Below are 20246 nucleotides of genomic sequence, written 5' to 3' on the forward strand. Positions count from 1 at the left end.
CTGCCTTTCGTGTCACGGCCGTCATGTCACGCCCTTCGTGTCGGCCCTCAGTGCCGCCTTCCGTGTGTCACACCGCCAGATATCCGCCGTCGACCGCGAGGTCGGTGCCGGTGATGAAACTCGCCTCGTCCGACAGCAGGAACGCGATGGGCGCGGCGACCTCCGCCGGGTTTGCGAAGCGCCCGAGCAGAAACTTGCCGCCGTGCTCGGGGGCCGACTCGGCCGCCGCGCGGTCGAGCCCGAGGGCCTCACGGTGGAACCGCTCGTTGTTGGCGTTCCACACGGTCCCGGGGCTCACGGAGTTGACGCGGACGCCTCGGGGGGCCAGGTCCTGGGCCAGACACCGGGTCATTCCGAGCACGGCGGCCTTGCCCGTGTTGTACGTGAGGAAGCCGCTCTGCGCGATGTGGGCGGAGATCGACGCCATGTTGACGATGGCCGCGTCGGCGTCGCGTTCGGGCAGCCCGGCGACGAACTCCCGGGTGACCAGGGACAGGCCGACGAGGGTGGGGTCGAGCGCCGCGTGCCAGTCCGTCACGGTCGCCTCCAGGCCCTTGAAGACGAACCCGGCGGCGAGGTTGACCAGGAGCGTCGGCCGCTGCCAGCCCTCGGGCAGGTCCGCGAAGGCCGCCGCCACGGCCGCCGGATCCGTCACGTCGCCCACGGCCAGGTGCGCGGCATGTCCCTCGGCCCGCCATGCCTCCACCGTGGCCCGGCCGTGTGGGGCGCTCTTGTCGTAGACCAGGACGCGGCAGCCTTCGGCGCACAGCCGTTCGCCGACCGCGGCGCCGATGCCCTGGGCCCCTCCGGTCACCACCGCCGTACGCCCGGTGAGCCCGCGCTCGGGACGGGGAACTCCGCTCACGTCGCGAGCCCCTTCCCGGCGACGGCCCAGCGCTGGACCTGGTCGACGACTTCGGCGCGGCCGAGGTTCTCGGTGGCACCGTGCGGGGCCACGGTCTCGCCGGAGTCCTCGGTGAGGTTGGGGTCCGCGGCCAGTTCCGCCACAGCCGCGAGGGGCACTCCGCGTTCGGCGAGGGCACGGCCGAGCGCCGTGCTGCCGAGGCCTTGCCCGTCAGCTGCCGCGAAGTACCGCCAGGCCTGGAACATCCCTTCCAGGTGTCCCGCCGACAGATGCGCCCCGTTGCGGCCCGCGGACAGCGCGGGCCGCCGCGTACGGGCAGTCAGGGCCGCCAGCGCGCCGCGCAGCGAGCCCGGCGCGGCGGAAGGCGGGTGGAGCGCCCCCAGGAGGCCGGTGCGCAGATCGTCGATCGTGCGGTGGCTGTGGCACTCGAGGAGTCCGACGAGGGCCGAGCGGTCCGCGTACTGCGCGACCAGGGCCGGCAGGAAGCCGTTCAGGACGGTGCGGGGCCGCCCGTTCACCTCGATCAGCGAGGCGTACGAGCCGGATCCGAGCTTGTGGACGCCTGCCTGGTCGCAGCGTTCGGCCAGGGCCACCGCAACAAGGCCCGGCTCGCGGGTCAACGCCTCGTAGGCGCCGACGGCGGCATCCGTGCCGGACGTCTCCATGAACGAGCCGAGTTCTCTGCGTGCCCCGGAGCAGAGCGCGCGGGCGCCGTCGGCGGCGACCCGGTGCAGTCGCGGGTAGTGCAGGAGCAGATAGCCGCGCCCGGCGAAGTCGGCGGCCGGCATCAGGGCGCAGCGCCGCAGGGTCACCTCGCCTTCGCCGAGCATCCGTACGACTTCCCCCAGTGCGCCGGTCGCCGCGCCGGTGGTGAGGACCTCGGGTTTGACGAGGGTCACGAAGTGGCTGCCGGTGTCGGGCAGTTCACCCGTTGGCGGCCCGGTGTCCCGGCGTCGGCCCGTGCGGTGTGCCTCGGTGACGAGGGCCCGTACGCGCTCGGCGGTCACCACAGGCTGATGCCCGTCTCGATGAGTTCGGCCGTCAGCTCCCCCGTGCCCGCGAGCGCGGTGTCCACCAGGGAGCCGAGTACGGGCTCGGCAGCGTCCGGGGTCGTGATGGCGACCTCTTCGGGGCGCTCGAGCGGGGCTCCCTTGGAGGTGAAGATATGGACCTGCGCCGGCCCTCCGGATTCCTGGTGCACCTGGCGGGCGAGGCGCATGGCCATGACGTTGTAGATCTTGCCGGTGTGGTCCAGGGGGTTCTTGCCCGCGGGCGCCTCGATGCTCATCGGCCGCATGGGCGTGATGAGTCCGTTGACGCGGTTGCCCCGGCCGACCACGCCGACGTCGCCGGAGTCCGCCACGGAGCCGAGCACCGTGAGGTACGGATGGCCGGGGCGGTCGGTGGGGTTGAGCAGCAGGTGGAAGTCCGCGATGCCCAGGGAGGTGACGTGGTCCTCCAGTTCCTCCTGGACATGGGCCGAGCGGGCCCGGTACTGGTCGGCCGAGACCATGCGGCCCGCGAGGAACGGCATGTTGACGATCAGGTTGAAGGTGTCGTTGCGGCGGCTGCCGAACACTTTCACGTCCCAGCCCGTGTCGGGGTGACGGTCCTTGAATCCGGGCCCGTTGATGAGGTTCTCCAGGCTCAGGACCGCGTTCTCCAGGCGGGACAGCGGGGCGTAGCCGTGCAGGAGGTTGGTGTCGTTGGAGACCAGGCCGCCGCCTTTGAGCGGGACCAGGTCCCGTTCCGATGCGGGCCGGTAGCGCGCGTTCTTGCGGCTCGGGCCGCGGTGATCGACCAGGCCGAGTTCGACGACGAGGTGGCGGGCGGCGTCGAAGCCGGTGCTGACCTCGGTGAGGGAGTCGGCAGCGGCCCGGAAGAGCAGCTCCTGCACGGGAATCTCGGTGCGCCCGACCCGGAATGCGGCCTTGCCGAAGACCATCACGCGGTATGGGGAGGTGAGTTCGCCCCGCCCGTAGTCGAGATCGGCTCCGCCGCCGTACAGCGTCACTTTGTCGAACCAGTGGTGGGCGACCCCGCCGAACTCTTTGAGGCAGTACAGGGAGTAGTAGCGGGACATGCGCTCCGCCATGGCGTCGCACATGGTGTCCGGGTGCCCCACGCCCTTGCGTTCGACGAGCTCGTAGGGCAGGTCCTCGGCCGTTCGGTGGTCCCGGTGTATCGACAGCATGGGCCGTCTCTCCAGCTCGGTGAAAAATGGCAGCTCGGTCAATGGCAGCCGGCTCAATGGCGGGTCTCAGGAGGCGAATTCGAGGAACGCGGTGCGCGCCTCCGATTCGGGCAGGCCGTGCGGCGGGCTCTTGAACAGGAGCGCCGAGGCGCCGTCCACCGTGCCGGACAGGCCACGGTCGGTGGCGGCCTTCCCCAGGCGTACGGCGTTGGCGATGACTCCGGCGGCGTTGGGGCTGTCCTCCACTTTGAGCTTCAGGTCGATCTCGACCTCGGAGCCGAGCACGGAGGTGGCCTTGATGCTGGCGAAGCACAGCTTGGTGTCGGCGAGGTGCCCGACGAAGCCGGTGGGTCCCGCGACGCCGTCGACCTCGGTCATGCCCGCCGCGCGCAGCGCGTTGGCCTTCGAGGCGAACTTGGTGGCGGAACGGCCGGTGTCGGCCAGGTTCAGGAAGTCGGTGTTGCCGCCGACGTTGAGCTGATAGGTGCTCCCGAGGACCAGGCCGCGGCTGAGCATCAGCTCGATGAGCGCGGTGTGCAGGGTGGTGGCGCCGACATGGCTGCGCAGGTCGTCACCGAGGAGAACGACGCCCGCTTCCTTGAACCTGCGGCGGATGTCCGCGTCCCGGGCCACTTCCTCGGGGGTGGCGTTGACGACCGCCACTCCCGCGGCGAGGGCCGCGCCCGCGAACATGCGGATGGCCTGCGAGGCTCCGGTGGGCAGCACGATCACCAGCACGTCCGCCTCGTGGTCGACGAGCGCCTTGGCGACGTCCTCCTGGGTGGCCTCGCGGGCGGCGGCGGCCGGCCGTACGAGGTCGCCGAGCGGCCCTGCGAGCCCGTCGAGGACGGGAGCCGGAAGGACCGGTGCCTCGCTGTCCTCGCCGAGCCGGGTGAAGGCGGTGGCGGAAATGGCGGGCGCGGTGAACGCCTCCGAGAGCGGGCGTCCGACTTTTTCCTCGTCAACGTCGAAAGCCGTCACGATGTTTACGTCTGAAAGCCGGTATCCCCCCACTGTTGGGCACATGAGCCCGGGAAGAAGGGCTTCGGGTTGTGCCTGCGCCAGGGCGACGAACTGGCTGAAGCTCCAGGCGCAATTCCCCGTGCCCGCGAGCGCGACACGTATGGATTTCATGACGGGTGTTCCTCTCTGTGCAAGCTTGTGCGAGCACCAATTGAGCCTGTGCGAGAACCCATTCCTCGTAAGCGGCCGGGCCGTCGGATCACGCCCGCCACGGCTGCGGAATGCGGCGGGCCGCCGCCTCGTGCGTGTCGGCCCAGCGCGTCATCGAGCGGTGCACCACCTGGGCCGTGTCCGCCACCTGGTCGGTGACCTCGACCGGCTCGGTGACCGACAGATAGCCCTGGTAGGCGCGGAAGGCGGTGATCCGCCGTAGCTGCGCACGGTCCAGGTGTTCCTCGGCGAACGGCAGGTAGAAGCGGTTCCATTGCTCGGGAGTCACATAAGGGAGCGGGTCAAGGGGCGGGACGCCGTGTGCGGCGCGCCAGGAGCTGAGGGCTTCGCGGACGGTGTCGAAGACCTCCCCGACACGCTGGGCCCGGTCGCCGCGGCCGAGGACCGAAAGGCGTCTGCCCTGCGGGGGGCCGCCCACGACCAGGCGGGCCACGTGCTCGGCCACATCGTCGGTGCTGACCACGTCGAGCAGCGCCTTCTCGTCCCCCACCAGCGCGGGGACCGCCCCGTTGCACAGCGCCGCGGGCAGCCAGAAGAAGCCGCTGTAGCGGTCCAGTCGGCCGTCGGCCCTGGCTCCCATGACGATGGGGAAGCGCACGATGTCCGCGCTGTCGCGCCTGGCGTGCACCAGCCGTTCCGCCGCGGCCTTCGACCACTCGTAGGTGTTGCGGTAGGCGTCCGGCGCGTGCGAGGCCACATCGCCCTCAAGGCCCGTGGCGTACGAGGAGGAGAGCTGGATGAAGTGGGTCGCCGGGCCGGTGCGGGCGAGCAGGGCGCGCAGCGGGGCGACGTTAGCGTCCAGTGCCCTCTCGGCCGGCAGGTCCCAGCGGGTGTCCGCCGCGCAGTGCACCACAGCCGTCCACGGGCCGTGCAGTGCGGCGGGCGGCTCTTCCTGGCCGATCCGCCACACGTACTGCCAGGGCTCCTCGCCGCCGCGACGGCTCACGCCGTAGGCGTCATGGCCCGCGGTGCGCAGCGTGCGCAGGACGGCGCTGCCCACGGCGCCCGTGGCTCCGGTCACCAGGATGCGTGCGGGAGTGCCGGCTGTGGGTGTCACGGGACCGTGATCCTCCGCTCAATGGCCTTGAGCATGTGCTCGGAGTTCTCCCGCAGTGCCTTGCTGGCGACCGGATTGAGCATGTCGGCGAGGAGCGGGATGCCGATCTCGAAGTCGACCGAGAAGGTGACCACGGAGGTACCGGCGCCGCGGTCGTCGACCCGCCAGTAGCCCTTGAACTCGTCCAGGTCGCCGGAGACTTGCGTGAACGTCATGGTGCGGGTGGCCTCGTCGAGCTCGTCCTCCTCCACCCACTCCAGGACGGAGCCCTTGAGCAGCACCGACCACGCGCTGACGCGGGCGCCGGTCTCGGTCCGTCCGAGTACGGAAACCGACTCGACGTTCTCCATGTACGCGGCGTAGTCCTCAAGGCGTGTGACGGCGCGCCAGGTTTCGGCCACCGGGGCATCGATGGGCAGGTTGACATCGACATGGGGCATGGGCTGTCTCTCCTTGGGCAAGTGGGGCCGGACGGCTCAGCCGGCCGGGTCGAAGCTGATCTCACGGCCCGTGCCGACCGCGCCGACGACCTCGTCGCAGGTCAGCAGCGACGGCGGATGGTGGTGCACGGCGAGCGAGTCGACCAGGAGCGCCGCCGCCGGATGCCCGCGTCCGTACAGGCGGCTGCCGATGACCGGGGTGACGGCGGCAAGTACCCGCTCACGTGTATCGCTGAGCGAGGCGCGCAGCGCCACGGCGGCGGCCAGTTCGGCCCGTCCGGCGATGGCTCCGGAGCCGATGTCGGCGCCGAGCTGACGGCAGGTGCCGCCGAGCGCGAGGAGTTCCCGGGTGGCGCGGCCGAGCAGCGCTGTCCGCGGCCCGAACGTGCCCGCCTTGGCCGCGCCCTGGTACGCCACGTCGAGGAGTCCGCTCAGAACGCCGTGGTAGGTGGCGGTCAGCAGCACGGCGAACCACGCCATGCCGGAGATCACGTTGTCGTCGATGACGTCGGCGGGGCCGCGATGGAAGACCAGCCGGTCGTCGAGGTCGACGTCGCGCAGCACCAGCCTGGCCGTGTCGGAGTCCGTCATGCCGAGTGAGGGCCACTCGCCCTCGACGGTCAGTCCCGGCGATGAGCGGGGTACGAGGGCGAGGAGGGTCTCGTCGGTCCCCGTGACCCGGGCCGTGAGGCAGACCAGGGTGGCCGTGGTCGCCAGGGAGCAGGGGTACTTCACCCCCGAGACGCGGTAGCCCTTGGTGGTCTCGACCGCTTCGGAGCGGCTGCTCATGAAGTTGGGGCTGCCCCCGGGCTCGGCGAACGCGGAGGCCACCAGGGCGCCTTCCCGGGCGATGCCCTCAAGGAGCATCCAGCTGGTGTCCCGGTGCCGCTTCCAGTAGTCGACCATCAGCCCCACCGTGAAGGCGTGCATGTTCAGCGCTATGGCCGCCGAGGGGTCGGCGATGCCCAACGCGCGCTGTGCGGCGGCGACTTCCACGAGGCCGGCGCCCGCGCCGCCGAAGTCCTGCGGGATCGGCAGCGCCGCGTAGCCGCTGGCGGCCAGCTCGCGGATGCGGTCGGCGCCCGTGACTCCCTCGCGGCCCTGCGCCGGCTTCCAGAGCGTGCTCCAGCCGGCGTCCAGGAGAACCCGGTGCGGTTCCTGGCTCTCACCGACCTGCCACACGGCGTCCGTCTCGGCCGTCGTCATGTGCCCCCCCTTTCCTTGCGCCCTGCGCGGTAAGGGAATTAGCGGAACGGTGAACTCCGAGGACTACGGAACTCACCACCGCGCCTTCGTCCGGCGCTGGATAAGACCCTAGGCCGCACACACGACGGAAATCCGTGCGCGTTTCTTTGTGCGGAACACAAATCGTTCCGTGCGGCATTTCACAGCCTCAGCAGAGACATCAGACACGTGAGATCCGGATCGTCCTGATTCACCAGTACGGTGTCCCACCCGAGGGCCGCTGCCGGTGCGAGGTCTTCCTCCTGGGAATCGCCGACCATGACCCGCCGCTCGAATTCGCCCTCGCCGATCAGCAGGAATGCGCGGGGATCGGGCTTCTTCGGCCCGCCGTCCGCCGTGAACAGCGCGCGGTCGTACACCTCGGGCACCTTCAGGCCGTTCAGGAGTCTGCGCATCATCGGGCCCGGCAGATAGCAGTTGGACAGCAGCCGAACGGTGTGCCCCGCGTCGGCGACTCGGCGCATCGCTTCGGCCACGGGCTCGCACAGTCCGTGCCTGCCCTCCTCCGCGCAGCCCAGCGCGTGCCACAGGGCCCGGTCCAGGTCGGCCCGTTCGCGCCGCACCCCCTGCTCGCGCAGCGCCGCCTCCAGCAGCCCGAGGGTGGCCGGCTGGAGCGCGGACGGGTCCGTCATCGCCGCGTACAAGGCGCCGAAGACCGCGCCCACCACCTCACCGGCGCACCGCTCGTCCAGCGTCAGCACGTCGGCGATGCAGGCGGTGAACTCCTCGGGGCCCGGGAGGGATGGGGCGGTCACGATCGTGTCGTAGACGTCGAAGACCACGGCGACGGGCATGGCTGCCCCTCTCTGCAGGAAGTTGGTCCGCTGTGCGGGCGGCTGGTCCGCTGTGAAGGAGGCTGGTCCGCTGTGAAGGAGGCTGGTCCGCTGTGAAGGAGGCTGGTCCGCTGTGAAGGAGGCTGGTCCGTTCAGAGCCGGCTGGAGGCGGCTGGTCCGTTCAGGACCAGGAGATCTTGCGGTGGTCGATGCGGAAGAACAGCAGGGTCACGGCGGTCAGGGCCGCGGTGAAGGCACACAGGACGCCGATCGGCAGCAGGACCGCGGCCACGCCGCCGCCGTCGATGACGATCGTGTTGAAGCCGCGCATCGCCCAGTAGCTGGGCACCCCGGGCGCGAGCGCGCGCGCCCAGTCCGGCAGCGCGGACTGGGGGGTCAGAGAGCCGCCGAGACCGGCGAAGAGCAGCGCGGCGAGATTGGCGTAGACGGCGAACTGGGAGACCGTGCGGCACAGCGACACCAGCGCCATGCCGAACATGACCACGCACAGCGCCAGGGGCACGCCCACGGCGACGAGCGCGAGGTACGAGCCGCGCACCCGCAGCCCGAACAGCAGTCCGCCCGCCCCGAAGACCACGGCGAGCTGGAGCACCGCGACCGCGAGGGGCACCACGATGCGCCCCGCGACCAGCTCGAACGGCCTGGAGGGACCCGCACGCAATCGGTCCCAGGTGTTCCAGCCGTGCTCCCGGAACATCGCGAAGCCCACGACGGTGACGAGGAAGAACAGGAACATGACCGCCATGCCGGGCACGGCCTGTTCCGAGCCGTTGGCGCCCTGCACGTCGTCGGCGCGCAGCGCCGTGCGGAACAGCGGCTGCATGAAGCCCATGATGAGCAGCGGCATGACGGTGCGCACGACCAGCGGTGCGGGGTCGCGCAGCATGAGCCGGCCGTCCTGCCGGATGAGCGCGGCGATCCTGCCCAGGGACCCGTCAGCCATGGCGCCCCGCCTCCACGGCCCGCGCTGACGAGGGGTCCGCCTGCGCCGCTTGCCCTGCTTGCGCTCCGGCCGCGTCCCGGTCTTCATGCGCGGCGTCCGCAGTTCCGGTGGGCCCGGGCCCGTCGGCGTACCGGCGTCCCGTCAGGCGCAAGAAGACGCTGTCCAGACCGGGCTGCACCACCCGCAGGTTGACCAGGCGCAGCGCCGCCTCGCCCAGGGCCGCGAGCACTTCGGGCGCCGCACGCTGCGGCTGCTCGACGCCGACCCGCAGAACGTCGCCCTCACGGGTCACCGGCCAGGGCAGCCGCAGCTCGGGCGCGCTGCCGGAGAAGGTCAGTTCCACGGCGCTGTCGCCATGGCGGCGCACCAGCTCGGCGAGGGAGCCACGCGCGATGACACGGCCGTGGTCCAGGACGGCGACGCTCGCGTCGAGCGCCTCGACCTCGGCGAGGTAGTGCGTGGAGTAGCACACGGCCGTGCCCGTCCGCGCCAGCTCCCGGACGAACGCGAGGAGCCGGGAGCGGGTCTCCACGTCCACGCCCGCGGTGGGCTCGTCGAGCAGCAGCAGCCGCGGCCGGTGCAGCAGCGCCATCGCCGTGTGCACACGGCGCTGTTCGCCGCCGGAGAGCTGTGCCACGCGGCGGGCCAGCAGCCCGGTCAGCCCGAGCGGCTCGGCGACCTCCTCGATCCGCCGCTCGGTCCCGGCGCCGCGCAGCCCTGCCAGTTCGGCGAAGAACCGGAGGTTCTGACGCACAGTCAGCGGCGGGTAGACCCCCAGCTCCTGTGGTGCCAGGCCCAGTTCCCGCCGCACCCGGCGCGGATCGCGCACCGGCGAGGCGCCAAGGACCCTCACGTCCCCGGCGTCGGGCCGCAGGAGCCCGGCCGCGAGGGACATCAGGGTGGTCTTGCCCGCGCCGTTGTGACCGAGCAGGCCCACGATCTCGCCCTGGGCGATGTCGAGGTCCACGTCCTGCAGAGCCGTCGTACGGCCGTAGCGCTTGGTGACGCCGCTCAGAGCCAGTGCCCCTGCCGCCCCGGACGCGGCGGGCCCGCCCACCGCGTCAGTCGGCACGGCGCGTCCAGGACTCCGGCAGCAGGCCGGGAAGGCCGGCGTCCTTGAGGGGGGACTGCCAGGAGCGGGCCAGCTTGAACCCCTTCATCAGGCCGCTCGCGGACCGGACGTCGGGCAGCGGCTCGGCGTACCCCAACTGCGCCTCGGTGTCGCGCATATGGCCGCGCAGCCGCTCCATCCACTCCTCGGCCCGCGTGCCCTGTGCGTCCCGGCCCTCCGCCGCCAGGAGCAGCCCGGCCGCCACGTCCTCGGCCGGCACCCCGGCGAACGGGTCGAAGCTCACCTGGTCGCCCACGAAGCTGACTTCGCCGTCCGTGCGCAGTCCGCGTACGGACAACGAGGCCTCGACCAGTTCGTAGGCCATGAGCACGGCCATCTCGCTCTGCCCCGCCGCGACGGCGCCCTCGATGTCCTCCAGGCGCGCCCGGCACTTGAGCAGGAGACGGGCCGCTCCATGAGCGCGGAAGGCGAGCAGCCGCCGGAAGTCGGGCAGCGGCGCGCCGGTGGCCGCCTCGACCGTCCCGATGGCCGCGGCGGTGGCCGTTGCGACGCTCACGGCGGCGGTCGCGTTCGTAGGGGAGCTCGTCACGCGGACACCTCCGGCTCGGGGTGTGCGAGGCCGAGCCACACCATGTCGTGGACGAACAAGGGCAGGACGTCGTCGGGGGGATCCGACCCGGCGGGGCCCGACCAGATGACCGCGTCGCTGTCCTGGGGCGGCAGGTCACGGCGGAAGGTCTCCAGCGCACGGAGCTGCCAACGGTCCACGACCGTACGGTCGTCGAGCGGCGTGGTCCCGACGCCGATGGCCCAGCGCAGCACCGCGTGCAGGGGCTCGGCGGTGCCGACGGTCCGGTCGACGAAGTCCAGGCAGTGCGGCACCCGGTCGTGGGGCGTGAGCGGCGGCTCAAGGACGTCGCGCAGCACCGCGAGGCCCTCCGTGTCACCGAGGAGCTTGAGCTTCTCCCCCACCCATTTGTCCGTGCAGTACAGCTCACCGCCCGCCGCCGCCCGGGCGTTGAGCGCGGCGACCACGGCCTCGCGGGCGCGGACGGCCGCTGCCATGGGCCGGGCGTCGAGGAGCCAGCGCGCTGCCTGCGCACGGCGGTGCGCCTCCACTGCGAACCACTGCTCGACCGCGTCGGCGAGCCATGCGCCGCGCAGTCCCGCGAGCCAGCCGTCCCACGGAGGCGTGGCGATCAGCGGCAGTCCCAGTGCGAGCCTGCTGACGGTGTTGATGACCCGGCGCCGGTGGTTCCAGCCGGCTTCGGTGACCGTGGCGGACCGGGGCCAGGGCTCGGCCCTCAGCCCGGCCGCGCTGTCACGGACCTCGCTCGCCCGGCGCACGCTGATGTCGATCAGCATGCCGTGCTCGTGGGACTGGATGGGAAAGCGCGTGAGCCTGTCGTTCTCCACGAGGACGAGCAGGTCGAGGTCGCTGCGGTGATTGCCGAAACCGGCGAGCACCGATCCGGCGGCGACGGCGAGCGCGGGAGTGCCAAGGCCCTGATCGGCGGCCTCTCCCAGCACGGCTTGCCGGTCGATTCCACGCTGTTCGAGGAACGCGTCGAAGCGCTTGGCCAGGATGCCGGGATCGGGAAAGGCGACGGAACGGGCTGACGTGGTCTCCATGGCGGTCGGTACACCTCCGGTCGAGGGGTGGCGGATCCGGGTGGGTCGAAGGCCGGCGGGTCCGGGCAGGGGACGGCGAGGCCTCCACCGGGTCGGCGTACTTCCCGTCCCCGGAACGGTTCGCAGTCTTGCAAGCGCCGCAGCGGCGGCTCAGCGGACGTTCCGGCAGTCGGAACGCGACTCCTGCCCGGTACATCCCGGGGGATACAACCATTGACCGGACGGCTGCGCCCCGCCTCTCCGCCGGACCCACCACGTCCCGCGGCGCCGCGTGGCCGGGACTCCCGGACGAGGAAATCCCGAACGAGGAGAGGACGGCCTGATGACCGCCACCGCCGGACACCGGGGGCACGGGACAGCACGCGGAACCCTCAGCTCGATCCGCCGGCACTTCTCGCCCCAACTGGCGCTCGTCTACGGCATGAACGGCTCCGGCGCGATCGAGGCCAGCGGCGAGGGGGCCCGCCTGCGGCTCTCCGACGGCCGCAGCGCACTCGACTTCGGCAGCTACGCCGTGACCCTGCTCGGCCAGCGCCACCCCGCCGTCCTGGCCGCGGTACGCGCCGAGTTGGACGCCATGCCGGTGTCGAGCCGGGTCCTGGGCAACGCCACCACGGCGCGGCTCGCCACGACCCTTGCGGCGTACGCGGACCCGGAGCGGCTGACGAAAGTGTGGCTGGGACTGAACGGCTCGGACGCCGTCGAGGCGGCACTCAAGCTGGCCCGCCTCGCCACCGGCCGTACCCGTGTCGTCGCCGTCGAGGGCGCCTTCCACGGCAAGTCCCTCGGCGCCCTCGCCGCGACCTGGAGCCCGCGCTACCGCCAGTCGCTCGGCCCGCTCCTCGGCGGCGTGACACACGTGGCGGCCGACGCGGACGCCGTTCCCGGTGCCTTCGCGGGCGGTGACGTGGCCGCCGTCCTCGTCGAACCCGTGCAGGGCGAGGGCGGCGTGCGGCCCCTGGAGCCCGCGTTCCTGCGGGCCCTTGAGTCCGCCGCGCGCGAGCACGGCGCCTTCCTGATCGCCGACGAGATCCAGACGGGACTGCGCAGATGCGGACCACGCCTGGTCAGCACGGACTGCGGCCTCCGGCCCGATGCCGTCCTGCTCGGCAAGGCGCTCGGCGGGGGTGTGCAGCCGCTGTCCGCCGTGGTGGCCACGGAGGAGCTGTACGCGCCGCTGGCCGCCGACCCGTTCGTGCACACCACGACCTTTTCCGGGCATCCGCTCGGCGCGGCGGCCGGTGTCGCCGCGCTCGCGGCCGTCGAGGAACTCGCCCCGCACGGCGAGCACTTGGCCGGCCTGCTCGCCTCCGGCCTGGCACGCCTCGCCCGGCGCCACCCCGCGCTGGTCGCGGACGTACGCGGCCAAGGGCTGTTGTGGGGCGTGGAGTTCGCCACCGCCGCCGTGGCCGGGGACGTACTCCTTGAACTGGGACACCGCGGCCTCGTGGTCTCCCCGTGCCTGGGGCGGCCGGAAGTGCTCCGGCTCCTTCCGCCGTTGGTCGCCTCGGACGAGGAGGTGGAGGAGGCTCTCGCCACGCTGGACGCCGTCTGCGCCGCGGTGCCCGACGAGTTCCGCCCGCGGGCCCCGGTCACGCCCTGACCGGTGCGCCGGGACTCTCCCTGCGCACCCCCACGCCGGCACACCCGCACTCGCACTCGCACTCGCACTCGCACTCGCACTCGCACCGAGGAGCCTTGCCATGCCGAACGCCGAGATCCCGCTGCCGGGAGCCGCTCCCGGCCAGCGCGGCGTCCAATACCGCTACCACCGAGAGCTGTTTCCCGCGCTGCACGACTGGGAGAGCACCGAGCGGTCCATCGTCGAGTTCACCGGCGAGGAGGGAGCCGACGGCCTGCTCGGTCTCGATCAGATGGGCCACTTCGGCCCGCAAGGCTGCGACCTGGTCGCCGAAGCCGTCGCCGAAGCCCTCACGGCCGGACGTGACTCCGCCCACTCCGGCGCTGCTCCGGTGGACCTGTGCGAGCTGGGCAGCGGTTTCGGCGGCGCGCTGCGGTACACGGTGGACCGGCTTGCCGCGCTCGGGGTCGGCGTACGACGCGCGTCAGGTGTCGACCTCGTCGTCGAGCACTGCGCCGTCAGCGGTCGCATCAGCCGTGCCCAGGGCCGCGAGGGGATGACGGAGATCTGCGCCGACGCCACCGCCGTGCCGCTGCCCGACGCCGCGCTCGACGTCGTGGTGGTCACGGGGTCGATGCCGCACTTCCCCGACCCCGGCGGGGTGGTGCGCGAGGCCGGCCGGCTGCTGCGCCCCGGCGGACTGCTCGTCCTCACGGAAGAGGTAAGTCTGACGCCCGGTGCCGCCGGTCCGTCCGAGGCGTTCCGCGCGTCGCATCCGCGCGACGTCTTCTTCACCACCCCCGTCGCGGAGCGCCTGCGCCAGCTCGACCACGCGGGCTTTAGCGACGTGGCGCGCCACGACCTCGGCGAGTGGGCCATAGCGCTCCTTGCCGACCGTCTGAAGGTGGTACGGATCTTCCGGGGCAGCGTCACCGCGATCTACGGTGCCGAGTCGGTGGACCTCATCCGCGGCACACTCACGGCGGCCCGCGACGAGTATCTGGCCGGGCGGCTGCTGCCCACCCTGTTCCTGGCGCGGCGTGCGGAAGGGGCCTGACCCGCACCCTGCCCCGCCCGCTCCTTCCGGAGCCCAATCGTCACCAGACGGGGGCCAGTTCGGGTGTCCGCTGCAGGGCACCCGAGACAGCGGCGCACATGGCTCGCACGTGCGAGGCGGCCTTCGCCGGCTGCACCCGGCCGTGCGGGCCCACGACGGCGAGCGCCCCCATCACGGCGTTCGACGAGGTCAGCACGGGCGCGGCGATACCGACGGCGCCGGTCGTCCCGCGGACGACGGCGAACCCCTGGGACAGGACTCTCGCGGGCTCATCTGCCGCGCCCCGCGCCCCCCGAATCGGCGGTGCGGGAGTCAGGCCGTACGCGTGCAGGATCCTTGTCGCGGCCATGCACGAGATCTGGCTCTCCTCCTCGGCTTCCGGCCGGACGCCCGCCCGGTCGGCGCGGCGCACCGCGTCCACCAGTGCCGCATCGGGGCCGAGCGTGTCGGCGATGAAGACGAACACGCTTCCGTGGGTGAGGTGGTACAGCTTCTCCGCGTACGGGAAGGCCAGATCACGGAACTTGCGCTGCCGTGGCACACGCGCGCCGAGCACGAAGAGCGCCACCCCGAGTCTCAGTCCCCGCTCCCCGCGCTCCAGCATGCCTTCGTCGACGAGTTCCGCGATGATGCGGTGAGCGGTGGCCTTGGGCATACCCGCGCGCCGCGCTATTTCTGAGAGCGGGAGTTCTGGTTCACATGGCCGGAAGCAGCGCAGAATACTCATGCCGCGGGCAAGCATTGAGCGCGAGGGCTGCGTCTCAACGGACAAGGTATCTCCTCCGAGGACCCTGAGAGAACGGAGCGGGAGATCGCCCGGAGACATACTTCTCTTCCTCGCTGACCCCCCGTTCGCCATCACCACAGTCAGCACCGGGCAGATGGACGGAAATGAAACTGTAGCAGCGCGGAAACGATCGAAATGGGGCGCTGCGCAGACATCAGGCCATCCATCCACAACCGTTGACATGAGTTCAGTGCGGCAGCGACAGCCGCTATCGCGCGGCCGCACCGGGGATCGCAGCGAGATCATTTTCCATGGAATGCGCCGATGAACCCCGGCAGACGAGGGAAATCGGTCAATTTTCGCGGGCCTGGCCACGGCGTGGCGCGGAGGCGTCCAAAGGGTTGCCGCACGGGGCATGAACGGCTTTGACCAGGCATCTTCCCTCCTCGTACGCCCCGGTGCGACCGCGCCGCACACCCCCTGCGATCCCACCGCCACCGTCAACCGCCGCCGCCCGTGCCCGCATTGGACTCGTACTTGCCCGTTTGTGTGGCCGCCGCAGCTGCGACGGCTCCCTCATACACCTGCGCGGAGATACTGCAGGCAGCGATATGCGGCATCCACAAGGGGACCGATTTCACCAGAAAACCGATCCCCCACATCCGTTTGACGCCCGCTTCACTGACGGCACGTCAGAATCGGAAGGGGTGCCATGCCCGCAACCGATAAAGATGCTCTATTCGATTCCTAAACGGGCTGCGCGCCCCAAGGAGCCACTCAATGAACCCCACGCTCCGACCGGCGACGCCCGCTCCTCACTTCATGAACCCGTCATCCAAGAACCCGCCTTGCGGACGGCCCATAAACCCCTTCACAACGCTCCACGCTTTCCCGTCATGCCGCCGCCCCCGCGCACGTTCACGGCCAGGCTGGGCAGGCATGGAAAGTCCTATCCATTGACGTGGGCCTGAACTGGTCATTCGTAAGACCGGAGAGGCCCACGGGCCCGGGGCACGGCCCCGATGTCGCGCCGGTCGGGACCACACCTACGCTGGCCGGATGCCGCATCTGCCGCTTTCCGCTCTCGAAGTCGCCGTCGTCCAGCGCGACTTCCCGCCCTCGGCCTCGCTGCGCAACTGCGAGGCTGCCGCCAGGGAGTTCGACCGGCTCGGCTACCACCGCCTGTGGTTCGCCGAACACCACCACTCCCCCGCCATCGGCGTCTTCCCGCCGCCCATCATGACCGCGCACATCGCGGCGGCCACCTCGCACCTGCGGGTCGGCTCGGGCGGCGTGCTCGCGCCCAACCACGCGCCGCTCACCGTGGCGGAGCAGTTCACTACGCTCGCCGCCCTGCACGAGGGCCGGATCGACCTCGGCATCGGGCGCGGCCCCGGCACCTTCCACGAGGGCACGGCCCGCGCCCTGCGCAGGGGCGCCGATCCGGCCACGGACGAGGAGTACCGGCGCGATGTCGCGGCGATCCTCGACCACCTGCGCGAGTGCAGCCTCGGACAGCTCCCCGAGCCCTGGCTGCTCGCGTCCAGCGAAGCCGGTGCCGCGGTCGCCGCACTCCTCGGCCTGCCGATCGCGGTCGCTCACCACATCCGCCCCCAGAACACCGTGCGGGTGCTCGGGCGCTACCGGGAGGAATTCCGGCCCTCCGCCTGGCGTGAGGACCCCTATGCGCTGCTCTGCGTGGAGACGGTGTGCGCGGACACCGAGGAGCGGGCGGCCGAGCTCAAGCGCCCCATGGACATCATCAAGTCACGGCTGCTCGCCGGGCAGGCAGAGGAGCCGTTCGTCAGCCCTGCCGCAGCCGCCGACCACCGCTTCACGGCCGAGGAGTCGGAGCAGCTGGCCGCCTTCGGCGCCCACCAGGCATACGGCACACCGGAGTCGGTGGCCTCCCGCCTCACGCAGCTCGCCGACGCCACCGCGGCCGACGAGCTGATGCTGGTCACTCCGGTGTACGACGTCGCGGACCGGGTCCGGTCGTTCGAGCTGGTGGCCAAGGCACTCGCCGCCGGCAGCTGAGCTTCCGGCGATCTTCCGGGAACGGTGCAGCCGGGCGCGGGCAGTGATCCGGGGCCCGCAGTCCAAGGATCGCGGCCCGCACCAATTCCGCTTGGGGGCCACGGACGGGCCGCACGGCGACTCGTAATTGCGCAGCACAGCCAGAGACTTGTCGCGTCTCACGCACAACTGACGGGCGGGCAGGCCGGGTTCGCGGATGGCGGCCGCGACCAGCAGACCGAGCACAGGGGTGCCACGCCCTCGCGCGCCGGTCCGCCTGCCGAGTGGTTCTGCACTGCCGTGCTCGGCCACCCAGTTCCGCAAGGCCGGTGCCCAGCGCCTTCGAATGGCTCAGCTCAGGCGCAGCTGCATGAACGTCAGGTCGAGCCACCGGCCGAACTTGGTGCCGACCTCCCGCACCGTACCGGCGTGCTGGAATCCGAATCGTTCGTGCAACCGGATCGACCCTTCGTTCTCGGCTTCGATCCCCGCGACGACTACGTGGTGGCCCGCGGCGCGGGCCGAGTCGATCAGGGCGGCGAGCAGCGCCGAGCCGATGCCGAGCCCGTGGCGGCCCTCGCGGACGTAGACGGAGTTCTCCACGGTATGGCGGAACCCGTCATAGCTGCGCCAGGGGCCGTACACCGCGAACCCGGCCACCTCTCCGTCCACCTCAGCCACGAGCGCCGAGCCGCGCTCCAGGTGAGCCCCCAGCCAGGCAGCGCCCTCGGTCGGGGACTGCAGCGTCTGCGTCCACAGCGCCGTAGAGTGCTCGATCGCGTGGTTACGGATCTCGCGCACGGCCTCCGCATCGCCGGGCCCCGCCAGCCGCACTGTCACGGCGGCCCGGGCTATCTCATGTGCATCGATCATGCCTAATAGTCTAGGTATGCGCTGTACATCCCCGATCACGCCAACTTTCGGGCGCCGACGAGGGACGCTCGGGGACCCGGCGCACCACGCACTGTTGCCTTACGGAACTCCGCAGCTCCGCGAGCTTCAGCTCACGCCGTTCAGCCACCGCGCTGCGTTGCCCGGCTACCGGGCGACCACAGTTCGGGCCATCGGCCGGCGCCGACGATCGAGGCTGGTCCGGGCGTCGGATCCGCCGTAGACCGGCGCGTCCCCAGCAACCGGCGCGGGAGACTTCGGGGTGCGCAGATCCGCCGCACGCCGAGGTCCGCGCGGAAGCCGCCGCACTCCGAAGTCCGCTCGGAAGCCGCCGCACGCCGAAGCCCCACCAGAACATCACTCCCTGGCCGCTGCCACCGGCCCGGTCGGCTTGGTGCCGGTCGGGGCCTCCACAACAGGGCCGAAGTCTTCGAGATGCCGGACGTGTGGCCCGGCCCTTCGACCCCCGAAAGACCCCCGATATCAGGGATGGCCGGGGGCCTTGGTCACCAGTGTCCGGCCCGATCCCGCTCAGAGCCGAAGAAACGTCTTTATCCCTCCTTCATCGTGCTAAAACAGGCTTGCACCGGCGAGTGGTTTAGACCAAATGTCCCGAGTGCCGTGTCCCGAAGAACGTCGCTGCCCCTCTCTTCAAGTGCCTGGCGACGTCATCCCCTGGAGGTAGTTGATGTCCACGGCCACCGCCGCACCATCGGCGGGCAAGAAGCGAGGGAGCGGCCTCATGGCCGCCCTGCAGAAGATCGGCCGCAGTCTGCAGCTCCCCGTCGCCGCGCTGCCTGCCGCGGCGATCCTGCTCCGCCTCGGCCAGCCCGATGTGTTCGGTGACGAGGGCCTGGGCTGGCACAAGGTCGCCGCCGTCTTCGACGCCGCCGGCGGCGCGATATTCCAGAACCTTCCGCTGCTGTTCTGTGTCGGAGTCGCGATCGGCTACGCGAAGAAGGCCGACGGTTCGACCGCCCTCGCCGCGCTGGCCGGGTTCCTGGTCTACAAGAACGTGCTCACCGCGTTCCCGGTCGCCGGATCGGTCACCGAAGCTCTCCCCAAGGGCACCCCGCAAGACCCCGGCGTGCTCGGCGGAATCCTCCTCGGCCTGGTCAGCGCCCTGATCTGGCAGCGCTTCTACCGCACCAAGCTGGTCGACTGGCTCGGCTTCTTCAACGGCCGCCGACTCGTGCCGATCATCATGGCGTTCATCGGCGTGCTCTTCGGTGTGTTCTTCGGGCTCGCCTGGCAGCCCATCGGTGACGGCCTCGGCCACTTCAGCGACTGGCTGACCGGCCTCGGCGCCTTCGGTTCCGGTATCTACGGTGTGTTCAACCGAGGCCTGATCCCGGTCGGCATGCACCAGTTCCTGAACACCTTCTTCCAGCAGCAGGTGGGCTCGTTCACCGATGCTGCCGGCAACGTCTGGCACGGCGAGATCCCGCGCTTCTTCCACGGCGACCCGACGGCGGGCCAGTTCCTGACCGGCTTCTTCCCGATCATGATGTTCGGCCTTCCCGCCGCCGCCATCGCCATCGCCCACGCGGCCAAGCCGCACCGCCGCAAGGCGACCATGGGCATGATGATCTCGCTGGCCCTGACCTCGTTCGTCACCGGCATCACCGAACCGATCGAGTTCACCTTCCTGTTCATCGCCCCGGCCCTGTACGCGGTCCACGCGGTACTCACCGGTGTCTCCATGGCCCTGACCTGGGCGCTGGGCGTGAAGGACGGATTCGGCTTCTCCGCGGGACTGATCGACTACCTGCTCAACTGGAAGCTCGCCACCAACCCATGGATGATCATCCCGATCGGTCTCGGGTTCGCGGTGGTCTACTACGTCCTCTTCCGCTTCCTCATCGTGAAGTTCAACATCCCGACGCCCGGCCGCGAGCCGGACGAAGAGGTCGAAGAACTCACCAAGTGACGCCCGCCTGAACCGCGTCGGGCCCCGGGACACCCGGGGCCACCGGGCCCGGCCGTTACGACACATGGCCGGGCCCCGACCCTTTCCGGACCGCAGAGCGCCTCCTCGGGACAACTCGCACCCCCTCGGGGAGCGTTCACCTCGCCCTTGGGCCGGTCCTCCGCCACCGCCTCTCCAGAGGAATCCCTGTGACCACTCGCATTCTCGATCTCGACCGTGAGCAGCTGGCCGCCCTCCGGGGCCGCGCTCTGACCGACGCCGTCGCCGCAGCCGAGGGCCGCACGATGGTCGGCGAAGTGTTCGGCGAGCGCTGCGCGCTGTCCCCGCACCCCGACGGCCGCGGCGTGCACAACGCGGAACTCGTCTCCGCTTTCGGCGCCGACATCGTCGTACTGAATCTCATCGAGCGGGCCTGGGACGGCGAGCGCCTGACCCTGCCCGGCCTCGGCACCTTCGACAGCTTCACCGAACTCTCCCAGGTCATCGGCCGGCCCATCGGCATCAACCTGGAGCCCGGCGACGTCCCCGAGATCCGCCGCGCCAAGCCCGAGCACGCCAAGCGCCTGATCGACATGGGCGCCGCGATGCTCTGCATCACCGCCAACCC

The 20246-nt window shown here is 71.1% G+C and carries 19 protein-coding genes; 5 read left to right on the forward strand and 14 right to left on the reverse strand.

Annotated features, from left to right (window positions below; genetic code table 11):
• Positions 1 to 67: 67 nt before the first annotated feature.
• The 12 genes from ACFQVC_RS28990 to ACFQVC_RS29045 form a co-directional block, all read right to left on the reverse strand.
• Positions 68 to 865, reverse strand: a complete 798-nt coding sequence (locus tag ACFQVC_RS28990; RefSeq protein ID WP_381836043.1) for an SDR family NAD(P)-dependent oxidoreductase — start codon at positions 863 to 865, stop codon at positions 68 to 70.
• Positions 862 to 1872, reverse strand: coding sequence for a hypothetical protein (locus tag ACFQVC_RS28995; protein WP_381836045.1), 1011 nt, complete (start codon positions 1870 to 1872; stop codon positions 862 to 864). The genes ACFQVC_RS28990 and ACFQVC_RS28995 overlap by 4 nt, the downstream gene beginning before the upstream one ends.
• Positions 1869 to 3059, reverse strand: coding sequence for a methionine adenosyltransferase (locus tag ACFQVC_RS29000; RefSeq protein WP_381836047.1), 1191 nt, complete (start codon positions 3057 to 3059; stop codon positions 1869 to 1871). Before ACFQVC_RS29000 ends, ACFQVC_RS28995 begins: the two co-directional genes overlap by 4 nt.
• A 66-nt stretch (positions 3060 to 3125) precedes the next feature.
• The gene (locus ACFQVC_RS29005) at positions 3126 to 4040 is read right to left on the reverse strand and encodes an inositol-3-phosphate synthase (protein ID WP_381836049.1); all 915 of its coding nucleotides are present in this window, start codon (positions 4038 to 4040) and stop codon (positions 3126 to 3128) included.
• Between the two features lie 241 nt (positions 4041 to 4281).
• On the reverse strand, positions 4282 to 5310 hold the full coding sequence (locus ACFQVC_RS29010) for an NAD-dependent epimerase/dehydratase family protein (RefSeq protein WP_381836051.1): 1029 nt from the start codon (positions 5308 to 5310) through the stop codon (positions 4282 to 4284).
• Positions 5307 to 5750 (reverse strand): type II toxin-antitoxin system RatA family toxin, encoded by a 444-nt coding sequence (locus tag ACFQVC_RS29015; RefSeq protein ID WP_381836053.1) that lies wholly within the window; start codon positions 5748 to 5750, stop codon positions 5307 to 5309. Before ACFQVC_RS29015 ends, ACFQVC_RS29010 begins: the two co-directional genes overlap by 4 nt.
• A 36-nt stretch (positions 5751 to 5786) precedes the next feature.
• On the reverse strand, positions 5787 to 6956 hold the full coding sequence (locus ACFQVC_RS29020; protein ID WP_381836055.1) for an acyl-CoA dehydrogenase family protein: 1170 nt from the start codon (positions 6954 to 6956) through the stop codon (positions 5787 to 5789).
• Positions 6957 to 7135: 179 nt separating this feature from the next.
• Entirely contained in the window at positions 7136 to 7789 is a 654-nt protein-coding gene (locus tag ACFQVC_RS29025) for an HAD family hydrolase (protein ID WP_381836057.1), read from the reverse strand.
• A 160-nt stretch (positions 7790 to 7949) separates the two neighbouring features.
• Positions 7950 to 8732, reverse strand: coding sequence for an ABC transporter permease (locus tag ACFQVC_RS29030; protein WP_381836059.1), 783 nt, complete (start codon positions 8730 to 8732; stop codon positions 7950 to 7952).
• Entirely contained in the window at positions 8725 to 9804 is a 1080-nt protein-coding gene (locus ACFQVC_RS29035) for an ABC transporter ATP-binding protein (RefSeq protein ID WP_381836061.1), read from the reverse strand. Before ACFQVC_RS29035 ends, ACFQVC_RS29030 begins: the two co-directional genes overlap by 8 nt.
• Complete coding sequence (locus ACFQVC_RS29040; protein ID WP_381836063.1) at positions 9794 to 10393, reverse strand: hypothetical protein; 600 nt, start codon at positions 10391 to 10393, stop codon at positions 9794 to 9796. Before ACFQVC_RS29040 ends, ACFQVC_RS29035 begins: the two co-directional genes overlap by 11 nt.
• Positions 10390 to 11436, reverse strand: a complete 1047-nt coding sequence (locus ACFQVC_RS29045) for a hypothetical protein (protein ID WP_381836065.1) — start codon at positions 11434 to 11436, stop codon at positions 10390 to 10392. Before ACFQVC_RS29045 ends, ACFQVC_RS29040 begins: the two co-directional genes overlap by 4 nt.
• A gap of 322 nt (positions 11437 to 11758) precedes the next feature.
• On the opposite strand from ACFQVC_RS29045, the gene ACFQVC_RS29050 reads away from it, so the two are divergent.
• Positions 11759 to 13039: an aspartate aminotransferase family protein gene (locus ACFQVC_RS29050; protein ID WP_381836067.1), complete on the forward strand. Its 1281-nt coding sequence runs from the start codon at positions 11759 to 11761 to the stop codon at positions 13037 to 13039.
• A gap of 100 nt (positions 13040 to 13139) precedes the next feature.
• On the forward strand, positions 13140 to 14075 hold the full coding sequence (locus ACFQVC_RS29055) for a class I SAM-dependent methyltransferase (RefSeq protein WP_381836069.1): 936 nt from the start codon (positions 13140 to 13142) through the stop codon (positions 14073 to 14075).
• Positions 14076 to 14115: 40 nt separating this feature from the next.
• On the opposite strand, the gene ACFQVC_RS29060 is transcribed toward ACFQVC_RS29055, so the two are convergent.
• A complete protein-coding gene (locus tag ACFQVC_RS29060) occupies positions 14116 to 14817 on the reverse strand; it encodes an IclR family transcriptional regulator (RefSeq protein WP_381836089.1) in 702 nt (233 codons plus the stop codon).
• A gap of 1044 nt (positions 14818 to 15861) precedes the next feature.
• Between ACFQVC_RS29060 and ACFQVC_RS29065 the strand changes: the two genes are divergently transcribed.
• A complete protein-coding gene (locus ACFQVC_RS29065; RefSeq protein WP_381836071.1) occupies positions 15862 to 16839 on the forward strand; it encodes an MsnO8 family LLM class oxidoreductase in 978 nt (325 codons plus the stop codon).
• A 330-nt stretch (positions 16840 to 17169) separates the two neighbouring features.
• Here ACFQVC_RS29065 and ACFQVC_RS29070 read toward each other — a convergent pair whose 3' ends face one another.
• Positions 17170 to 17691, reverse strand: coding sequence for a GNAT family N-acetyltransferase (locus ACFQVC_RS29070; protein ID WP_381836073.1), 522 nt, complete (start codon positions 17689 to 17691; stop codon positions 17170 to 17172).
• Positions 17692 to 18397: 706 nt separating this feature from the next.
• Here ACFQVC_RS29070 and ACFQVC_RS29075 point away from each other — a divergent pair.
• Together ACFQVC_RS29075 and ACFQVC_RS29080 are read left to right on the forward strand one after the other, a co-directional pair.
• Positions 18398 to 19639 carry a PTS transporter subunit EIIC gene (locus tag ACFQVC_RS29075; protein ID WP_381836075.1) on the forward strand — a complete coding sequence of 414 codons (1242 nt, stop codon included), beginning with the start codon at positions 18398 to 18400 and terminating at the stop codon, positions 19637 to 19639.
• Positions 19640 to 19827: 188 nt separating this feature from the next.
• The coding region (locus tag ACFQVC_RS29080) for a DUF7916 family protein (RefSeq protein WP_381836077.1) at positions 19828 to 20246 on the forward strand (419 nt) is incomplete at its 3' end.

It is taken from the genome of Streptomyces monticola, assembly GCF_042665355.1.
GTDB classification, from domain to species: domain Bacteria; phylum Actinomycetota; class Actinomycetes; order Streptomycetales; family Streptomycetaceae; genus Streptomyces; species Streptomyces monticola.